The 17297-nt window shown below is 65.8% G+C and carries 17 protein-coding genes; 8 read left to right on the top strand and 9 right to left on the bottom strand.

From position 1 onward, the window contains the following. The first annotated feature begins 62 nt into the window (after positions 1-62). Positions 63-1478, top strand: coding sequence for a right-handed parallel beta-helix repeat-containing protein (locus SH584_RS11855; RefSeq protein WP_324807327.1), 1416 nt, complete (start codon positions 63-65; stop codon positions 1476-1478). Between the two features lie 47 nt (positions 1479-1525). After that, positions 1526-2305, top strand: coding sequence for a 2-(1,2-epoxy-1,2-dihydrophenyl)acetyl-CoA isomerase PaaG (paaG, locus tag SH584_RS11850; RefSeq protein WP_322840967.1), 780 nt, complete (start codon positions 1526-1528; stop codon positions 2303-2305). Here the strand turns inward: paaG and SH584_RS11845 are convergent. Next, complete coding sequence (locus SH584_RS11845) at positions 2292-2783, bottom strand: PilZ domain-containing protein (RefSeq protein ID WP_324807323.1); 492 nt, start codon at positions 2781-2783, stop codon at positions 2292-2294. The two genes, paaG and SH584_RS11845, sit on opposite strands and share 14 nt — an antisense overlap. 127 nt (positions 2784-2910) lie before the next feature. Here SH584_RS11845 and paaZ point away from each other — a divergent pair, with 127 nt between their 5' ends. After that, the gene (paaZ, locus tag SH584_RS11840; protein ID WP_322840969.1) at positions 2911-4935 is read left to right on the top strand and encodes a phenylacetic acid degradation bifunctional protein PaaZ; all 2025 of its coding nucleotides are present in this window, start codon (positions 2911-2913) and stop codon (positions 4933-4935) included. 64 nt (positions 4936-4999) lie between these two features. Then, complete coding sequence (locus SH584_RS11835; protein ID WP_322840970.1) at positions 5000-5428, top strand: CBS domain-containing protein; 429 nt, start codon at positions 5000-5002, stop codon at positions 5426-5428. A 50-nt stretch (positions 5429-5478) separates the two neighbouring features. Here the strand turns inward: SH584_RS11835 and SH584_RS11830 are convergent, their stop codons facing one another. From SH584_RS11830 to SH584_RS11795, 8 genes are all read right to left on the bottom strand, one after another. Beyond that, entirely contained in the window at positions 5479-6039 is a 561-nt protein-coding gene (locus SH584_RS11830; protein ID WP_322840971.1) for a F0F1 ATP synthase subunit B family protein, read from the bottom strand. Continuing rightward, positions 6032-6526, bottom strand: a complete 495-nt coding sequence (locus SH584_RS11825; protein ID WP_324807317.1) for a F0F1 ATP synthase subunit B family protein — start codon at positions 6524-6526, stop codon at positions 6032-6034. The genes SH584_RS11830 and SH584_RS11825 overlap by 8 nt, the downstream gene beginning before the upstream one ends. A gap of 41 nt (positions 6527-6567) precedes the next feature. Next, entirely contained in the window at positions 6568-6795 is a 228-nt protein-coding gene (locus SH584_RS11820; RefSeq protein WP_322840973.1) for a F0F1 ATP synthase subunit C, read from the bottom strand. Between the two features lie 30 nt (positions 6796-6825). Continuing rightward, positions 6826-7614, bottom strand: a complete 789-nt coding sequence (locus SH584_RS11815) for a F0F1 ATP synthase subunit A (protein ID WP_322840974.1) — start codon at positions 7612-7614, stop codon at positions 6826-6828. A gap of 37 nt (positions 7615-7651) precedes the next feature. Then, positions 7652-7969: an AtpZ/AtpI family protein gene (locus tag SH584_RS11810; RefSeq protein WP_322840975.1), complete on the bottom strand. Its 318-nt coding sequence runs from the start codon at positions 7967-7969 to the stop codon at positions 7652-7654. A 160-nt stretch (positions 7970-8129) separates the two neighbouring features. Further along, positions 8130-8504: a YdbL family probable chaperone protein gene (locus tag SH584_RS11805; protein WP_322841378.1), complete on the bottom strand. Its 375-nt coding sequence runs from the start codon at positions 8502-8504 to the stop codon at positions 8130-8132. Then, entirely contained in the window at positions 8504-8722 is a 219-nt protein-coding gene (locus tag SH584_RS11800; RefSeq protein WP_322840976.1) for a YnbE family lipoprotein, read from the bottom strand. The genes SH584_RS11805 and SH584_RS11800 overlap by 1 nt, the downstream gene beginning before the upstream one ends. Before the next feature lie 11 nt (positions 8723-8733). Then, the gene (locus SH584_RS11795; RefSeq protein ID WP_322840977.1) at positions 8734-12024 is read right to left on the bottom strand and encodes an intermembrane phospholipid transport protein YdbH family protein; all 3291 of its coding nucleotides are present in this window, start codon (positions 12022-12024) and stop codon (positions 8734-8736) included. A 93-nt stretch (positions 12025-12117) separates the two neighbouring features. Here SH584_RS11795 and radC point away from each other — a divergent pair, with 93 nt between their 5' ends. The 4 genes from radC to SH584_RS11775 are packed head-to-tail and all read left to right on the top strand — an operon-like array spanning position 12118 to position 17297. Then, on the top strand, positions 12118-12810 hold the full coding sequence (radC, locus tag SH584_RS11790; protein ID WP_324807312.1) for a RadC family protein: 693 nt from the start codon (positions 12118-12120) through the stop codon (positions 12808-12810). Positions 12811-12856: 46 nt separating this feature from the next. Then, positions 12857-14185, top strand: a complete 1329-nt coding sequence (gene purB / locus SH584_RS11785; RefSeq protein ID WP_322840979.1) for an adenylosuccinate lyase — start codon at positions 12857-12859, stop codon at positions 14183-14185. Next, positions 14182-14718 (top strand): biliverdin-producing heme oxygenase, encoded by a 537-nt coding sequence (locus SH584_RS11780; RefSeq protein WP_324807310.1) that lies wholly within the window; start codon positions 14182-14184, stop codon positions 14716-14718. Before purB ends, SH584_RS11780 begins: the two co-directional genes overlap by 4 nt. After that, positions 14715-17297 carry an HWE histidine kinase domain-containing protein gene (locus SH584_RS11775; RefSeq protein ID WP_324807308.1) on the top strand — a complete coding sequence of 861 codons (2583 nt, stop codon included), beginning with the start codon at positions 14715-14717 and terminating at the stop codon, positions 17295-17297. Before SH584_RS11780 ends, SH584_RS11775 begins: the two co-directional genes overlap by 4 nt.

The raw sequence follows: 17297 nt of genomic DNA, 5'->3' as shown, positions 1-17297 counted from the left end.
ATTGATGGGGCGAGGTTCAAACGCTCAGCAGCGGTTCAAGTGGCAAAGGCAAGGAAGACCCGATGTATCACAACCGCCGAACCTTTCTCACCCTCGCCGCGGCCGCTGCCGCAGTGCGGCCGGCCATCGCGTCCGCCCAGTCCGGTCCGAGCTTTCGTCCCGAAGACTTCGGCGCTCGAGGCGACGGGGCAACGAACGACAGCGCCGCGTTCGCCGCGCTCGCGGCCGCCGTCAATCGCGCGGGGGGCGGCACAATAATCTTCGCCAAGGGCCAAACCTATCTCGTCGGCGCGCAGGCGCGAGGTGGCGGCCCCTACCTGTTGAATCCTGCGCCATTGCTCGAGCTCCGCGACCTGACCCGCCCCCTCGACATCGTCGGGAACGGCGCGCGGATGAAGTGTCGGCCAGGGCTGCGCTATGGAGCGTTTCTTCGAACCGGCGCTCCGAACGCCAGAAACGTGCCGAATTTCGCCGTCGAGGAAGTCGCGACGCCCTACCGCGCGATGATCGACATCCGCGGCTGCCGAGCGCCGATCACGCTGCGCGATCTCGAGCTCGACGGGAACGACGCCGGCCTGATCCTGGGCGGCCGCTTCGGGGATGAGGGCAAGCAAATCCCCGCGACGGGCCTGTTTTTGTTCGACAACCATGCGACCGAGACGATCAGCAACCTCTACAGTCATCATCATGGCCAGGACGGCATCATGATAGACGGCGACGATCGACGGCCGATGCGCAGCAGTTTCTCGCGGGTGCGATGTACCTACAACGGCCGGCAGGGCGTCAGCATCATCGGCGGGCGCGGTTACGATTTTGCCGACTGCGATTTCAGCCACACTGGACGCGCAGCGGTTCGGAGTTCCCCCGCCGCCGGCGTGGATATCGAGGCTGAGGGCACCAAGATCGTTCGCGACCTTCGCTTTACGCGCTGCACCTTCGCGCACAACGACGGCTGCGGCATGCTGGCCGAAGCCGGCGACGGCGCCGATGCGAGCTTCGCCGACTGCCGCTTCATCGGCTCGGTCACGTGGTCGGCGTGGGCACGAAAGCCCGGCCTGTCCTTCACCGGCTGCACCTTCGTCGGCTCGGTCGTCAGCCCCTATCCCGACGCGCGCAATCCGGCGAGGGCGGCGCAGTTTCGCGACTGTCTGTTCACTGATGTCCCGATCGAGCCGGGCGGCCGGGTGTTCGTCGGTGGCGGGCCGATCGTGAACATGGCCGAAAGCGACAATGTTCTGTTCGACGGCTGCCGGTTCGAGCTGCAGCGCGAAGGGACGCTCCCGTGGGGCTGGCGCGCCACCTACCGCGACTACACGATGCGGCAGCGTTCGTCGGCGGTCGGCTATCCGAAGGGCCGTTACCTCGGCACCAGCAGCATCGTCGGCAGCGTCGATCTCTACGGGTCGAAGGTCGAAGGCGTCCTGACGGTCAACGGGAAGCCCTTCGCGAGAGGGCTTCACGGCGGAAAGCCTTGGTAATTGGGGCGCGATTGCAACCCGCGCGCGCTTGGCGCTAAGCCAGCGCCATGACCAAAACCAGCATCCTGACCGAGCGCACCGACCGGATCGTCCGGATCACGCTCAACCGTCCCGATCGCCTCAACAGCTTCACTCGGGCAATGCACGCCGAACTTCGCGACGCCATCGACAGTATTGGCGACGCCCGCGTGGTCATCCTGACCGGCGCCGGCCGCGGCTTCTGCGCGGGACAGGACCTCAACGACCGCGCCGTCGCCCCCGGTGAAGCGGTCGACCTCGGCGCGACGGTCGAAGAGAGCTGGAATCCCCTTGTCCGTGCTTTGGCGGCGCTCCCTCAACCCGTCATTGCGCGCGTCAACGGCGTAGCCGCCGGCGCCGGCGCCAACATCGCGCTGGCGTGCGACCTCGTCGTCGCCGCAAAGTCGGCCAAATTCATCCAGAGCTTTTCCGCGCTCGGCCTCATCCCCGACAGCGGCGGCAGTTGGCACCTCCCCCGTCTGGTCGGACAGGCTCGCGCATTGGGGCTGGCGCTGACCGGCGAGCCGCTGCCGGCGGAGCGCGCCGCCGAGTGGGGCATGATCTGGAAATGCCTCGACGATGATCAACTCGACGTCGAGGTCGACGCGCTGGCCGAACGCCTTGCCGCCCTGCCCCCGCTGGGCCTCGCAGCGATCAAGTCGATCATCCGCACCACGGGCAGCCGCACGCTCGACGAGGAACTCGACCTGCAGCGCGACGAGATGCGACGCCTCGGCTTCACCAAGGATTATCGCGAAGGCGTCGCGGCCTTTCTCGAAAAGCGACCGCCGACCTTTACTGGCGAGTAGGGTCGGGCCGCAGCACCGCATCAGCGGCCTGAAGCGGAGTCGCCAAGGCCTGCCGCGCCTCTGCGGCAGCGATAATCGCAGCGGCAACCGAGCAGAGCGCGATCGCCAAATATTGCACGCGCCGACCCCAGTGCCGGTGGCGTTCCGATCTGTCCGGGGACGGACGAGGCACCCGTCTCCGTTCCGACGGCAACGCATTCACGCCGCCGCGTACCTCCACCTCCGACACCAGATCGTCGATCGAAAGCTCATCCTGCGCCTTCAACCCGACCCGATGGCCGCTGGACCACATCACCCGCGCCACGATGACATGAGGACCACGGCGGATCTCGAGATAGGAATTGCGCTCGGGCGGTTTGGAGGTCTGGAGCATCAGCCCGCGCGACGACAGGTTGAGGATGCACGCGTCATGCCACGCGCTCGCGACACGCATTCGCGCTTTCAGCATCACCTTGCGCCGCGGCTCGCGCGACTTCACCGGCTGTCGTTCCCGTCCATCGGAACAAGAAGCGCAGGGTATGACCAACAGGAGCTTGCGCTTTGATCCGGATCGGAGTCAGCGAAAACACTGTCGCGCACCCGCCCGGATCGCCTATCGAGGGACCATGAAAACCGCTCAGCTTCTGAACTTCGCCCAGGATCGCTGGATCGCCGGCGATGCCGCCAGCCAGTCATCCCTCGTTTCCGCGATCGACGGCACCGAGGTCGCGAGCACCGGATCGGGCGGAATCGACTTCAAGGCGATGCTCGACCATGCCCGCGCCGTCGGCGGTCCCGCGCTCCGCGCGATGACCTTCCATGATCGGGCGCGCCTGCTCAAAAGCCTCGGTCTCGCCATCTTGGAGCGGAAAGAGGAGCTTTACGAGCTCAACTACCTCACCGGCGCCACCCGCAAGGACGGCTGGATCGATATCGAAGGCGGCGCGGGCACCCTGCTCTCCTTTTCGTCCAAAGGCCGGCGCGAGCTTCCCGACGCGAATGTCCTGCTCGACGGCGCACTCGAGCCACTGTCGAAGGAAGGCAGCTTCGTCGGTCAGCACATCTACACCTCGATGCAGGGCGCCGCGGTCCACATCAACGCATTCAACTTCCCCGTGTGGGGAATGCTCGAGAAGCTGGCGCCCACCCTGCTCGCCGGCGTTCCCGCAATCATCAAGCCGGCCTCGTCGACCGCCTACCTGTGCGAAGCCGCCTTCCGGGTGATGATCGACACCGGCCTGCTTCCGCCTGGCGCGGTGCAGTTGATTGTCGGCGGGGTCGGCGACCTGTTCGATCACCTCACCGGTCAGGACGTGGTCAGCTTCACCGGCTCGGCCTCGACCGCGCTCAAGCTGCGCTCCCACCCCGTCGTCGCGCGCGAAAGCGTCCGCTTCGTGGCCGAGCAGGACAGCCTCAACGCCTCGATCCTCGGACCCGATGCAGCCCCGGGGACGCCCGAGTTCGACTTGTTCGTCAAAGAAGTCGTCAACGAGATGACCGTCAAGGCGGGACAAAAGTGCACCGCGATCCGCCGCGCCATGGCGCCGGCCGAATATCTCGACGCGGTCGAAGCCGCGATCCGAGAGCGCCTGGCCGCCACGGTCGTCGGCGATCCGCGCGACAAGGCCAGTCGCATGGGCGCGCTCGTCTCCTGCGCCCAGCGCGACGACGTCCGCCGCCAGGTGGCCAAGCTGGTCGAAGCCGGGGCGCGGATCGTCGTCGGCGACCCCGACGCTGCGCCGGGACATTCGGCTGGCGCCTTCCTCGACCCGATCCTGCTTCGCGCCGACGATCCCTGGACCGCCACCGCCGTCCACGACGTCGAGGCGTTCGGGCCGGTCTCGACGATCATGCCCTATCGCGACCTCGCCGATGCCGTCGCGCTTGCCAATCGCGGCATGGGCAGCCTCGCGCTGTCGCTGTTCAGCCATTCGCCCGACGTGGCCCGCGACTTCATCCAGGGCGCGGCGGCATTCCATGGGCGGATGCTCGTCATCAACCGCGACAATGCCGCCGAATCGACCGGCCACGGCTCGCCGCTCCCCGTCCTCGTCCACGGCGGCCCGGGCCGCGCGGGCGGGAGTGAAGAGATGGGCGGCATTCGCGGGGTGAAGCATTACATGCAGCGCACCGCGATCCAGTCGACCCCCGGCATGATCGCCGCGATCAGTGGACAATATATTCCCGGCGGTCCCAAGCGCTTCGTCGAGGGTCATCCGTTCCGGAAGCGAATGCGCGACCTCCACATCGGCGACACGCTTCGCACCGCCTCACGCACGGTTACGATCGAGGACATCGAGCATTTCGCCGAATTCACCGGCGACAAATTCTACGCCCACATGGACGAAGAAGCGGCCAAGGCGTCGCCAATCTTCGAAGGCCGTGTCGCGCACGGTTACTTGATCCTCAGCTTCGCCGCCGGCCTGTTCGTCTGGCCCGACCCCGGCCCCGTCCTCGCCAACACCGGCCTGGAGAATCTGCGTTTCCTCTCCCCGCTCTATCCCGGCGACTCAATGCGGGTCGAACTCACGGTTCGGTCGAAGGCGCTCAAGAGCGAGGAAACCGGCGTCGTTCGCTGGGCGGTCGAAGTCTTCAATCAGAAGGACGATCTCGTCGCGACCTACGATCTGCTGACCGAGAATTTGCCCTGAGCGAATAGGCGGAACGCCGACTCCTTGCCGCTCGTTGACCGAGCATTCCAAGGAGGATTTTTCCATGAACATTCGCGACCTGATGACGAGCGACGTCAAGACCGTCTCCCCTGACGCTACCGCGCAGGAGGCCGCTGGCTTCATGCTCTCGGCCGACACCGGTTCGATCCCCGTTTGCGATGGCGACAAGGTGATCGGCATGATCACCGACCGGGACATCGCCGTGCGCGGTGTTGCCGAGGGCAAGGGGCCGGATTGCTCGGTCCGCGACCTGATGTCGTCCGACTTGATCTATGCCCGCGACACCGACGACGTGCTCGCGATCGCCCAGCGGATGAGCGACAAGCAGGTTCGACGCCTGCCGGTGCTCGATGCCGAAGACAAATTGGTCGGGATGGTCAGCCTGGGCGACCTCAGCCGCGAAGCGCAGGAATCGGCCGCGGCGACCGCGCTGGAAGGCGTGAGTGCCGCTGGCGGGCAGCACGCTCAGTAAGGATGGAAAGGCGCCGGGCTGTCATTCAGCCCGGCGTATTTCTTTGAGTTTTAGCGGCCGAGGCCGGCGATTGCCTGGTCGACCAGCGCCTTGTCGGCATTCTGGTCGTTGCGGTCGGCAATCAGCTTGGCGGCAGCGGCAGCGGCAGCCGACGCCGCGGTCGCACGAAGCTGGTCGATCGCCGCGCGCTCTTCCGCACCGATCTTCGCTTCCGCCATCGCCTGACGGCGCGCGATCAGCGCCTCGGCATCGCTCGACGCCTTGGCGACGATTGCCTCGGCCTCATGATGCGCCCGCTCGACCATTGCCGCGGCATCGGCATCGGCTGCGCGCGCCTTGGCTTCATACTCGGCCTTCAGCGCCTCGGCATCCTTACGAAGCGTTTCGGCCTCGGCAAGCTGCTCGCGGATCGCGTCGATCTTCTTGTCCAGGCTCTTGCCGATCGCCGACGGCACTTTCTTCCAGAACAGAATGACGAGCACGACAACCATCGCCAGCGCGACGAGCATCGACGCATCGAAGCCCAGCGCGACCGGGTCGGCACTTCCGTGCGCCGCGCCGGGCACTTCCGCGCCGGCGTGGGTTTCGGTTTCGACCTGCGGCTCAGCCATGTGCCAGTTCCTTCGCCACGGCGGCGCGCGCCGTTGCCGGATCGACGGTCAGTCCCGCGACGCGGCTGACCAACTGCTCGGCGGCTTCGGCGGCCACGGTTTCGATTTCCGCCATCGCCGAGGCGCGGGCCTCGCCGATCCGAACCATCGCCGCGTCGATCTTCCTGCCCATCGCGGCGTCCGCCGTGTTGACCGATTGCTCGGTCGCACGGGCGGCATTTGCCTTGGCCTCGGCGGACAGGCGAGCCGCTTCGGCGCGGCTCTTGTCCATCTCGGCCCGATAGGCTTCCTCAAGCGCATCGGCGGCTTCGCGAGCCCCCTCCGCTGCTTTCAGGTCGGCGGCGATTTTCGCGTCGCGAGCATCGACCGTCGACTGGATCTTGGGAAGCATCCCAAGCCCGACGACGGCGAAAATCGCGCCGAAGAAAATCGCCAGCCAGAACAGCTGCGATGCGAAGATCTCGCCGATTTGGGCGATCTGCGGCATGGCCGACCCCTATGGATTAATCGTGAAGCTGCGTGTCGTTCTTACGAAACGAACAGCAGGATCATCGCAACGACGAACGCCAGCAGGCCGAGAAGCTCGGCGGCGGCGAAGCCGATGAACAGGCGACCCTGCTGGCCGTCGGCGGCTGCCGGGTTGCGAAGCGCGCTCTCGAGGAACGAGCCGAAGACGTTGCCGACGCCGATGGCGGCCATGCCGACGCCGATGGCGGCCAGACCGGCACCGAGCAGCTTTGCAGCTTGAGGATCCATGATGTTACTCCCTTGGGTTTAAAGTGGTGTTTAGTGAAGGTTGATCGCGTCGTTCAGGTAGAGCGACGTGAGCAGGGCGAAAACGTAGGCCTGGATGGCGCACACCAGCAGTTCGAGCACGGTGATGCCGATCATCAGGATGAAGCTGGGTAGCGCCACGACCGGGGCGACCCACAGTGCTTCGGCATTGAGGCCATTGATGACGAAGCCCGCGAGCACCTTCATCAGGATGTGGCCGGCGGTCATCGCGACGAAGAGTCGAAGCGCAAGGCTGAACGGGCGCATCAGGAAGCTGATCAGCTCGATCGGGAACAGCACCACGGCCATCGGGCCCTTCACGCCATGCGGCACGAAGAGGCTGAAGAAATGGAAGCCGTGCTTGGCGAAGCCGATCACCAGGACGATCGCGAAGCTCATGATCGCGAGGACACCGGTCACCGTCAGGTGGCTGGTCACGGTAAAGGCGTGAAGTCCGACCAGCGCCGTCGGCAGCATGCCGAGCAGGTTCGCGGTCAGGATGAACATGAAGAGCGAGAAGACGTAGGGCGTGTACTTGCGACCGGCGGGACCGATGTTCGCATCCATCATCGAGGTGATGAAGCCGGTGAAGCCTTCGACCGCCATCTGCCAGCGACCGGGGACCAGCTCGCGCTTCATCCCACCCAGCATGAACAGCCAGATCGCGCCGAGCGCGAGAGCCATCCACATCGCCGAGTTGGTGAACGCAATGTTCTGACCCGCGATCGACCAGTCGCGCCCGAACAGGGGCTCGACCAGGAATTGGTGCATCGGATCGATCTTGCCCGATTCTGCCGCCACGTGAGCCGTTTCCTTCTAGTCGTAGCGGCCGGTCGCCCTAGGAGCGCCGGCTCGACATCTTGATAATGCTCCAGAAGCCGCCGACGGTGCCAAGCACCATCAGGACCACCAGAAGCACGTGCCCGGTGCCCAGCAGGCTGTCGAGCAGCCAACCGATCACCGCACCGCCCAACAGGCCGCCGAGCAGGGTGGACAGGACGCGCTGACCGAGTTGCTCGTTGGCATCGGCCGGTTCGCGCGCCTGGCCGGTTCGTTCGGCCTCGCGGGACTGTGCGCGTTCCAGTCGCTCTTCGAGCGAATCGAGCCGTGCATCCTGCGGGGACTTCGGAACCTGCCCGGGTTCGTTTTCCGTCATGCTCCCAACTCCTTCACCTGTGCGCCAGCGCTCTTAGGAAGGTGCGGGCGCGTGGGGCTGAGAACATGGCGGCCAACAAGCCCGCCAAGGCGCCGCCCCTTTATGAACCGAGGCGCCGATAGTCAACCGCCGCGTGCCGCCCGAAGCGCCACTTCAGGCGTTATCGGCAGTAGCTTGGCAGGATCACCGGCTCGCTCGCGGTCCGCTGCCGCCACGCGCCATCGACCAGCATATAATATCCGCCGACCGGCACCCGCGCCAGCAGCGCGCAGCCTGCCGTTAGCCCGACTTCCTCGGCCGTCACTCCGCGCCGCCGCGCCAGATTGGCATAGAGCGAACGCCTGCGGATGTTGACCGCCGACACCTGCCGCCGAAGCGCGGGAGTCGGGACACCGACCGCGGACTGATAGCCGTTATACTTCTCGCCCGCCGTCCCGCTGCGTTGCGCCTCGACTACGACCGGAGGCCGCTGGGCGCCGAGCGGCGCCGCCACCGCTGCCCCCAATGCCAAGGCAAGGATCACGACCGGCCGCATCACTGGCGATTCTGCGGGGTCTGCTGCGGGAAGGCCTCGGGATTCTGGTTGATCAGCGTCTCGACGTCGCGCTGCAACCGCACCAGCACTTCCTGGCGGATGGTGACGTTGAGGTTGATCTCGATCGGCTTGTCGGGCGTGTCGACCGTGATGCATCCGCCAAGCGGCAGCATCAGGCCGACGGCGAGCAGTGCCGGTGGCAGTTTCGAACGGGTCATGGGCGGCATCCTCATGGCTGGCTTGCTGGAGTTGGCTGGGCGGAAGGCGGAGTGGCGCTGATATCCTCCTCCACCGGGGTCTGGCTTTGCTGCTGCGTCTCCTCGCGGCGGCGCGTTTCGTACGTGATTCCCGGCACCTCATCGAGCGGGCGCGGAAGCGCGGGCTCGATCACCTGGGTCGGATCGCGGAAGCTCTTGGCGGTCGCGATAAGTCCGCGGAATGGTCCGCGGATCGTCACGTTGAACTTGAACGGGATGCGATTGATCGCGCGGATCAGCCGCTGGGTGCTGGTGTTGCCAAGTCCGACACCTTCGACCGTCAGCCGCGTCGCGAATTCGCCGTCGAGGAAGCCGTCCAGCCGGATGATCATCGACCGGAAGCGAAGGTCGCGCAGCGCGTCGAAGGCCAGTCCGCCCATGGTGCCCAGATTAGCGCGATTGACGACGCCATTATAGGCCAGCGTCCCGCCACCGGGCCGGCTGTCGAGACGACCGCCGACGATCCGCCCGCCCTCGTCGTCGAAGATCATCGGCAGGACGCCGTCGAATACGCCCGACGCCTGGATTTCCTTGAAGCCGAGCGAACCGACGAAGGTCTCGGCATCGAGCCCGATCACCTCGAACGTCAGCCGCTTGGCGCTCGGGCGGCCGAAGTTGAGGATCGTTTCCTGCAGGACCAGCCGCCCGCCCATGAACGGCCATTCGCCGCGCTCGATCTTCACCAGTCGGTCCGGGAGTATCTGATAGCGAATGACCCCGTTCTCGACGAGAATACCGGGGTTGATCGACGCGACGTTCAGCGTCTGTCCCGGCGCCGTGGTAAGGCCGAGCAGGTCGTCGAACGCGACCGTCCCCGCAATGCCAGTCACTGGACCGAACGCCGCCGCAAGGTCGAGGTCGCGGGTCGAGAATTCGCCGCTCGAGGTCACGCCGCCACTGCCGTTCCACGCGATGCGCCCCTGCCCGTTGACCGACCCCTCGACCAGCGCGATCACGCCTTCGGTCAGGCGGGTCAGTTCCTCGGGCTGCAACTGCTCGCCAAAGGTCAGGATCGGAACGTCGAGCAGCGCATCGCCGCGACCATTGTCGAGATTATGATTGATCGTGACCTCGGTCACCGCCGTCCCGCTTGGCGGATGGCGGAGCGTCCCGAGCGCCTTGATCCGGCCGTCGGCAAGCGTGAAGCGGACATTGTCGCTGCGCAGCGGGTAGAAACGCGCCGGATCGGCCTGATCGGACACGGTGAGTGCGCTGTCGACGCCAAGGTCGCCGCCGAAGAACCGCCAGCGTCCGTCGGCATCGGTGATGCGCAGCGGAACGCGTCCGATCGTCGCATCGCCGCCGGCGAAGGTGCCGGTAATCCCGCTTCCGGCAAAAGTGCCCAGCAGCGTCTCCGCGTTGATCAGCACCGGCGAATTGGGCTGGCCCAACCTCGCTCTCGCGCGGCTCAGGTCGAAACGGCTGCCGTCGCCGAACCGCGCGCGCGCCGCATCAAGCGAGAACGGCGAGCGGCCGAGCGCGCCGCGAAGGCGCAAATTGTTGGTCGCGACGCCGATGTCGGTTCGCCCCCCGGCGACACGGCTGAGGATCGCGCCGTTCGTCGCGCACAGCGGAAGTCGCGTCGGGCCAAGGCGAAGCGAACCCGTCGTCAGACTGGCGAAGCGCGCATCGATGCAGCCCTCGCCGAACCGGAGCGCGCCTCCGGCACCGATCCGTCCCGCGATTGGCAGGCGCAACCCCGTGACGCGTCCATTGGAGAACGGCCCGTCCATCAGCGCGATCGTGTCGATCTGTGTCCACTCATCGCTGCGGCCCGAGAAGCGAACGGTCGCCAGCGTCAGCTTCGCACCCCCCGCTGCGAGCGGCGCGATGTCGGCGGTCCCGCTGATCGGCCCACCATTTCGGGGCTGGCGCAAGGCGATGCGTGCGGTCGGGAGACCGCCTCCCGCCGCAGCGATGTTGCCGTCGATGCGAAGCCGATTGTCGGGCCAGTAGAAGGTCACGCCGTCGCCGCCCGACACGTCGATCCGCGCGCCGCTAGCCGACCGTGCTTCGGCGGTCTCGATCCGGACCGCGCCCCCGCCGCGCTGGTTGATCAGGCGCAGTGACCCGAACACGTCGAATTGGCGGGCCGCGCCCTGGATGCTGGCGGCCAGTCGCTCGGCAATCGGCGCCAGCGGTGTTCCAGCGGCCGAACGAAGCGGATCGGTCAGCGACGACGTCAGTCCCGGTGCGGTTGCGACCGAGGATGCGCCATAGTCGCCCACCAAGGTCAGGCCACCGCGCCGCGCTTCCAGCCGGTAGCGGCCGTCGAACCGCGTCCGCTGCGCCAGCACCCGCGCGATCCTGGCGTTGCGCGCCGACAGGTCGATCCGTCCAAGGATCGTGGTGGGGCTTCCCTTGAAGGTGAGGTTGCTGGTGACTCCGGCGAGGCCGTTCACGCCCGCGGTGAGGCCCGCGAGCGACAGGCGCCCGCTTCCATCGAAGCTTCCGAAAGCCTCTGAAAAGCGCGAATCGATCTCCATCCGCGGCTGATCAAGAACGAGATTGCTCGCCGGGCAGGCGAAGCGGGTCGCACCGATCGGTCCTTCGACGCGCGGACTTCGCGCGGTCACGCCGACCTTAACGAATGCCTTGAACGAATCGAGCGTGCACGACCCGGGCCGAAGTCTCGGCGCAGAGGCCGCAAGCTTTCCGCGGAAACCGCCCGACAAATTGCCACGCCCCTCCAGCGCAAAGCCCAAGGGGCCGTACGGGGTGGCAAGCGCGATCGTCGCGTCCTTCAGATCCACCGCGAGGTCGGGCAGCGTGAACGGCTTCCCGCTTGGCGGCGGAAGCAGCTTGTCGATCTGGCCCCAGCTGACGCGATTGCCGACCACCCGGCCCTTCAGCCGAACGCCGCGCGCCGCGACGCGATAGACCTCGACCTTGCCGTTCCATTTGATCCGCACCTGCACCACGGCCTTGCGCGCGGTCAGGTCGGGGTTGGCGGGATCACCGATAACAAGGTTGCTCAGTTCTTGCGTGCGAAGGCCCACGCGATCGATGCGGTAGGTCGCTTCGACCCCGCGGCTGCGCATTTCGTCCGCCAGAAGGTCTTCGGCAATCGGCTTGCGAAAAATCCACACCCCCGCGAGCGCCAAAAGCGCCAGTATCAGAATGACCAGCATTCCAAGCCGAGTAAAACGCCATACGCGGTGCCAATGGCCGCGATGGCGAACGACGATAGGCTCGACGAGACCTTCGTCGAGTTCCTTCGCTACTTCTTCACGAAGCCCGCCATCTTCACTGCCAACGCTCATTCTGCCGAACAACCCCGCGCCTCGCGGACCGTTCCGCCTGTGTCACGCTTAACCCTTGTCGTGTCCTTTTCGCCACCCTAGCATTGCGATGCCATGGCGGATGAACCGACCCCCGGGCCGGCCGACGCCGCCGGCCACCGTGCCCGCCTTCGCCAGCGCCTTTTCGATGGCGGCGGCAAGGCACTGCTTGATCATGAACTTGTCGAATATCTGTTGGCGCTCGCAATCCCGCGCCGCGACACCAAGGCGCGGGCAAAAACGCTGATCGCGCGGTTCGGCGGCATCGGGCCGCTTCTTGGAGCCGACGCCGAGACGCTTCGCCGCGAAGGATTGAGCGACGGCGTGATCGGCGCGCTGAAGATTGCCGAAGCGACTTCGCTGCGACTTCTGGAAACGCGGATCGAGGGTCGCCCCGTCCTCTCAAGCTGGGACGCGCTCGGCGACTATCTGCAGGCGGCGATGGGTCATCAGGGGATCGAGGAGGTCCGCATCCTGTTCTTGAACGCCCGCAACATGCTGATCGCCAACGAGGCGATGTGGAGCGGAAGCGTCGACGAGGCTTCGGTCCATGTCCGCGAGGTGATGGCGCGCGCCATCGCGCTCGGCGCCACCGCGATCATCATCGTCCACAATCATCCCAGCGGCGACCCCTCCCCCAGCCGTCAGGACATTCGCCTGACCAAGGATTTGATCGAAGCTGGCCGCCATATGAAGATCACCGTGCACGACCATGTCATCGTCGGCGCGCAGGGCCGGTCGAGCATGAAGGCGATGGGCCTGATCTGATCGGCGCAATTGCGATGCCCCGCGCGCCCTGCTAGCCGCCTCGCCCATGGTTCCTCGCTATTCCCGCCCCGCCATGACCGCGATCTGGTCGTCCGAAAACCGCTACCGCATCTGGTGGCAGATCGAAGTCTTCGCCGCCGAAGCGATGGGCAAGATCGGAATGATTCCCGCCGACGACGCCACCACGATCCGCAAGGCGTACGACGCAGACGTGCTCGGCGAGATCGACGTTCCCGCCATCGATGCGATCGAAGCGGTCACCAAGCATGACGTCATCGCCTTCCTGACATGGGCCGGCGAGAAGCTCGGTCCTGAACGGCGCTGGCTTCATCAGGGCATGACCTCCAGTGACGTGCTCGATACCAGCCTCGCGGTGCAGCTCAAGCAGTCCGCCGACCTGCTGGTCGCGGATCTCGAAAAGCTCCTCGACGTGCTGAAGCGTCGCGCCCTCGAGCATAAGATGACCCCGACGATCGGTCGAAGCCACGGCATCCATGCCGAGCCGGTGACCTTCGGGCTTAAGCTGGCGCAGGCCTACGCCGAATTCGACCGCAACCTCGTCCGCCTGAAAGCTGCGCGCGACGACATCGCCACCTGCGCGATTAGCGGCGCGGTAGGTACTTTCGCCAATATCGATCCCGCGATCGAGGAACATGTCGCCGCCGAACTCGGCCTCTCGCCCGAGCCGACCTCGACGCAGGTGATCCCGCGCGACCGGCACGCGATGTTCTTCGCGGTGCTCGGCATCATCGCTTCGTCCATCGAGCGGCTCGCGGTCGAAATCAGGCACCTCCAGCGCACCGAGGTGCTCGAGGCGGAGGAATATTTCTCGCCCGGCCAGAAGGGCTCGTCGGCGATGCCGCACAAGCGCAACCCGGTGCTGACCGAGAATCTCACCGGCCTCGCCCGCGTCGTTCGCGCCGCGGTCGTCCCGGCGATGGAGAATGTCGCGCTCTGGCATGAACGCGACATCTCGCACTCGTCGGTCGAACGCTTCATCGGCCCCGACGCCTGCATCACCCTCGATTTCGCGCTCGCCCGCCTTACCGGCGTGATCGACAAGCTGCTCGTCTATCCCGACCGCATGCAGCGCAACATGGACCGCATGGGCGGCCTCATCCACTCGCAGCGCGTCCTGCTCGCGCTGACCCAGGCCGGCCTCAGCCGCGAGGACAGCTATTCGCTCGTCCAGCGCAACGCGATGAAAGTGTGGGAAAGCGACGGCGCGCTCAATCTCCTCGACCTGCTTCGCGCGGATCCCGACGTGACCGCGCGACTGTCGGACGCGGAACTGTCGGCGCTGTTCGATCTTGGCTACCACCTCAAGCGGATCGACACGATCTTCGACCGGGTGTTCGGTCCGGCCGCGGCTTGACCGCACGCGCCGCGCTTCGCGCCGCGACCGATGCGGCGCACCAGCGGGTCGACGCCTATTTCTCGCGCCTCGACCTCGCGGATCCGGACGATTACGCCCGCTTCCTGCTCGCCCAGGCGTCGGCGTTCCTCCCCGTCGAGCAGGCGCTCGACGAAGCCGGTGCTTCGCTGGTCATCACCGACTGGGACAGTCGCCGCCGATTGACGTTGCTCCTCGGCGATTTAGAAGCACTCGGCCTGACGCCGCCCGCGCCGTGTGAGCCTCCCGCCTACGACAGCGAAGCCGCGATCTGGGGAGGCGCTTACGTCCTTGAAGGCTCGCGCCTCGGCGGCGCCTTGCTGAAACGCGACGTGCCGGGCACTATGCCCCGAACGTTCCTCGACGCCCCCTCCCCGAAAGGCAGCTGGCGGCACTTCATCGCTGATCTTGAACGAAATCTCGTTTCCGACGTTCAACGGAATCTGGCGGGGCAAAAGGCAGTCGAGACGTTCGCTTGCTTCATGCCGTCCGGCACGACCTTGGAAGATGAATGAACTCCGCACTACCGCCCCAAGTCGATCTCACCAATTGTGACCGCGAACCCATTCACCAGCTTGGCGCCATTCAGCCGATCGGCTTCATGCTGGTCGTCTCGACCGATTGGCTGATCGCCCGCGTTTCCGCCAACATCGGCGAATTCTTTGATGTCGATCCGGCGACGCTGATCGGCAAGCCAGCCTCGACCCTACTTAGCCACGAAGCCATCCACTCGCTCCGCAACCGCCTCGCGCTCCTTCGCGGTGCCGATGCGATCGAACGCATGTTCCGCTGCCCGCTGGCGGAGAACGGGCGCCCGTACGACATTGCCGTGCACAGCGTCGGCAGCCAGGTGATCATCGAGGCCGAACCGTCGACCGAGCATCACTATGGCGATGCGACCGGCACCGTTCGCGGAATGATCAGCCGGCTCGAACAGGCGACGGATCTCGCGCGCTTTTTCAACGAAGGCGCGCGCCAAGTGCGGGCGCTGACCGGCTTCGACCGCGTCATGGTCTATCGGTTCGCCGGCGACGGCTCGGGCGAAGTCGTCGCCGAAAGCGCCAAGGGGGGGATCGGCAGCTTCATGGGGCTTCGCTACCCCGCGACGGACATTCCGCGCCAGGCGCGCGAACTCTACAAGCGCAGCCTGCTTCGGGTCATCACCGACATCGAGGCCGTGCCGGTTCCGATCGTCCCCACCCTCGACGAGCATAAGCAGCCGCTCGACCTGTCGCTGTCGGTGCTTCGTTCGGTTTCGCCGATCCACATCGAATATCTGCGCAACATGGGCGTCCGCGCGTCGATGTCGATTTCGATCGTCGTCGATGGCGAGCTGTGGGGCCTGATTGCCTGCCACCATTACAGCCCGCGCTGCCCCAGCTTCGAACGCCGCTCGGTCGCCGAATTGTTCGCGCAGATGTTCGCGATGCGGATCGAGGCGCGCGAGCGCCAGATGACGATGGAATATGAGCGGCAGGCGCGCGACATCAGCGACCAGCTGCTCGGCGCGGTCGCGTCGGACGAATCGCTACTCAACGATCCCGACTGGCTCAGCGACATCCTGACCAGCGCGATCCCGGCCGATGGCGTCGGCGTCTGGATCAACGGCAATTACGCTTTTTCGGGCCAGACCCCCGACACCCCCGGCTTCGCGCAGATCGTCAACGCGCTCAACGGCGCTGCGGCGGGCAAGACCTTCGCAACCGACCAGATCAGCAGCCTCGTCCCTGACGCCGAGCGCTTCAGTTCGCGCGCGGCCGGGATGCTCGCCATCCCGATAAGCCGAAGCCCGCGCGATTATGTCGTCCTGTTCCGGCAGGAAATCATCCAATCGGTGCGCTGGGCCGGCAATCCGCAGAAGCCCGTGGAATTCGGCCCCAACGGTCCGCGTCTCCATCCTCGCCAGAGCTTCGAGGAATATAAGGAGACCGTCCACGGCAAGTCGGAGAAGTTCACGCCGTCGGAGCTGCGCGTCGCCGAGACTCTCCGCGCCACGCTGATCGAGGTCGTGCTTCGACTGGCCGACGAGGCCAGCGTCGAACGACAGGCAGCGTCCGATCGGCAGGAGCTGCTGATCGCCGAGCTCAATCACCGCGTTCGTAATATTCTCTCGCTGATCCGCGGATTGGTGCGCCAGTCGAAGCCGCCCGAAGGCTCGTCGATTGAGGATTTCGTCGCGACCATCGACCAGCGCGTCCATGCCCTCGCCCGGGCGCACAATCAGATCACCGACGATCAGTGGGGGCCAGCCCCGCTTAGGAGCCTGATCGATGCCGAAGTCGCGGCCTTCCTCAGCGACCGGCAGGATCGGATCGAAACCTATGGCGACCAGGTCCTGCTCCGCCCACAGGCCTATTCGACCATGGCGCTCGTCATCCACGAACTCGTTACCAATTCGGCCAAGTACGGCAGTCTCAGCGAAAACGGCCGCGTCGAAGTTCGGTGGAACATCGACAATAGCGGAGCACTCGTCATCGACTGGACTGAAGTCGGCGGTCCGACGGTGACCGAACCGACCCGCCGCGGCTTCGGCACGACGATCATCCAGCACAGTGTCCCTTACGACTTGGGCGGCACTTCCGATGTCGATTACGCTGCCGACGGCTTCACTGCCCGCTTCGTCATTCCCGGCAATCACATCGTCGTTAGCGACGACCCGGAAAAGCATAAGGAAATCAGCCTTCCCCACGCGCGGTCGCGGACGATTGCGGAGAAGAAGACGCCCGACTTGCTGGGAGGAAGGAAGGTCCTTCTCGTCGAGGACAGCCTGATCATCGCCCTCGACGCTGAGGACGTGCTGACTCGCCTCGGTGCGGGCGAAGTGCTGAGCGAACCGACCGTCCCCGGCGCGATCGTCACCATCGACAAGCATAAGCCCGACGTCGCCATCCTCGACATCAACCTCGGCGATTCGAACAGCTTCGCGATTGCGGACCGTCTCGACGATCTCGGCATCCCGTTCATGTTCGCGACCGGCTATGGCGAGCAGGCGCGCCTGCCCGACCGTCACTTGGCGCGAATCGTCCTTCAGAAGCCCTACACGCTGGCGACGGTAGCCCGGCGGCTTCCCGACATTCTGGAAGACGCCGAGTAG

Source organism: Sphingomonas sp. LY29 (genome assembly GCF_035593985.1).
Taxonomy (GTDB): Bacteria; Pseudomonadota; Alphaproteobacteria; order Sphingomonadales; family Sphingomonadaceae; genus Sphingomicrobium.
This window is presented reverse-complemented; position numbering and strand designations above follow the sequence as displayed.

Coding starts and splice junctions, on each gene's coding strand:
- SH584_RS11795 (WP_322840977.1), bottom strand. CDS start 12,024: ATGAGCGTTGGCAGTGAAGATGGCGGGCTTCGTGAAGAAGTAGCGAAG.
- radC (WP_324807312.1), top strand. CDS start 12,118: ATGGCGGATGAACCGACCCCCGGGCCGGCCGACGCCGCCGGCCACCGT.
- SH584_RS11810 (WP_322840975.1), bottom strand. CDS start 7,969: ATGACGGAAAACGAACCCGGGCAGGTTCCGAAGTCCCCGCAGGATGCA.
- paaG (WP_322840967.1), top strand. CDS start 1,526: ATGACCAAAACCAGCATCCTGACCGAGCGCACCGACCGGATCGTCCGG.
- SH584_RS11805 (WP_322841378.1), bottom strand. CDS start 8,504: ATGCGGCCGGTCGTGATCCTTGCCTTGGCATTGGGGGCAGCGGTGGCG.
- SH584_RS11775 (WP_324807308.1), top strand. CDS start 14,715: ATGAACTCCGCACTACCGCCCCAAGTCGATCTCACCAATTGTGACCGC.
- SH584_RS11800 (WP_322840976.1), bottom strand. CDS start 8,722: ATGACCCGTTCGAAACTGCCACCGGCACTGCTCGCCGTCGGCCTGATG.
- purB (WP_322840979.1), top strand. CDS start 12,857: ATGGTTCCTCGCTATTCCCGCCCCGCCATGACCGCGATCTGGTCGTCC.
- SH584_RS11855 (WP_324807327.1), top strand. CDS start 63: ATGTATCACAACCGCCGAACCTTTCTCACCCTCGCCGCGGCCGCTGCC.
- SH584_RS11825 (WP_324807317.1), bottom strand. CDS start 6,526: ATGCCGCAGATCGCCCAAATCGGCGAGATCTTCGCATCGCAGCTGTTC.
- SH584_RS11835 (WP_322840970.1), top strand. CDS start 5,000: ATGAACATTCGCGACCTGATGACGAGCGACGTCAAGACCGTCTCCCCT.
- SH584_RS11820 (WP_322840973.1), bottom strand. CDS start 6,795: ATGGATCCTCAAGCTGCAAAGCTGCTCGGTGCCGGTCTGGCCGCCATC.
- paaZ (WP_322840969.1), top strand. CDS start 2,911: ATGAAAACCGCTCAGCTTCTGAACTTCGCCCAGGATCGCTGGATCGCC.
- SH584_RS11830 (WP_322840971.1), bottom strand. CDS start 6,039: ATGGCTGAGCCGCAGGTCGAAACCGAAACCCACGCCGGCGCGGAAGTG.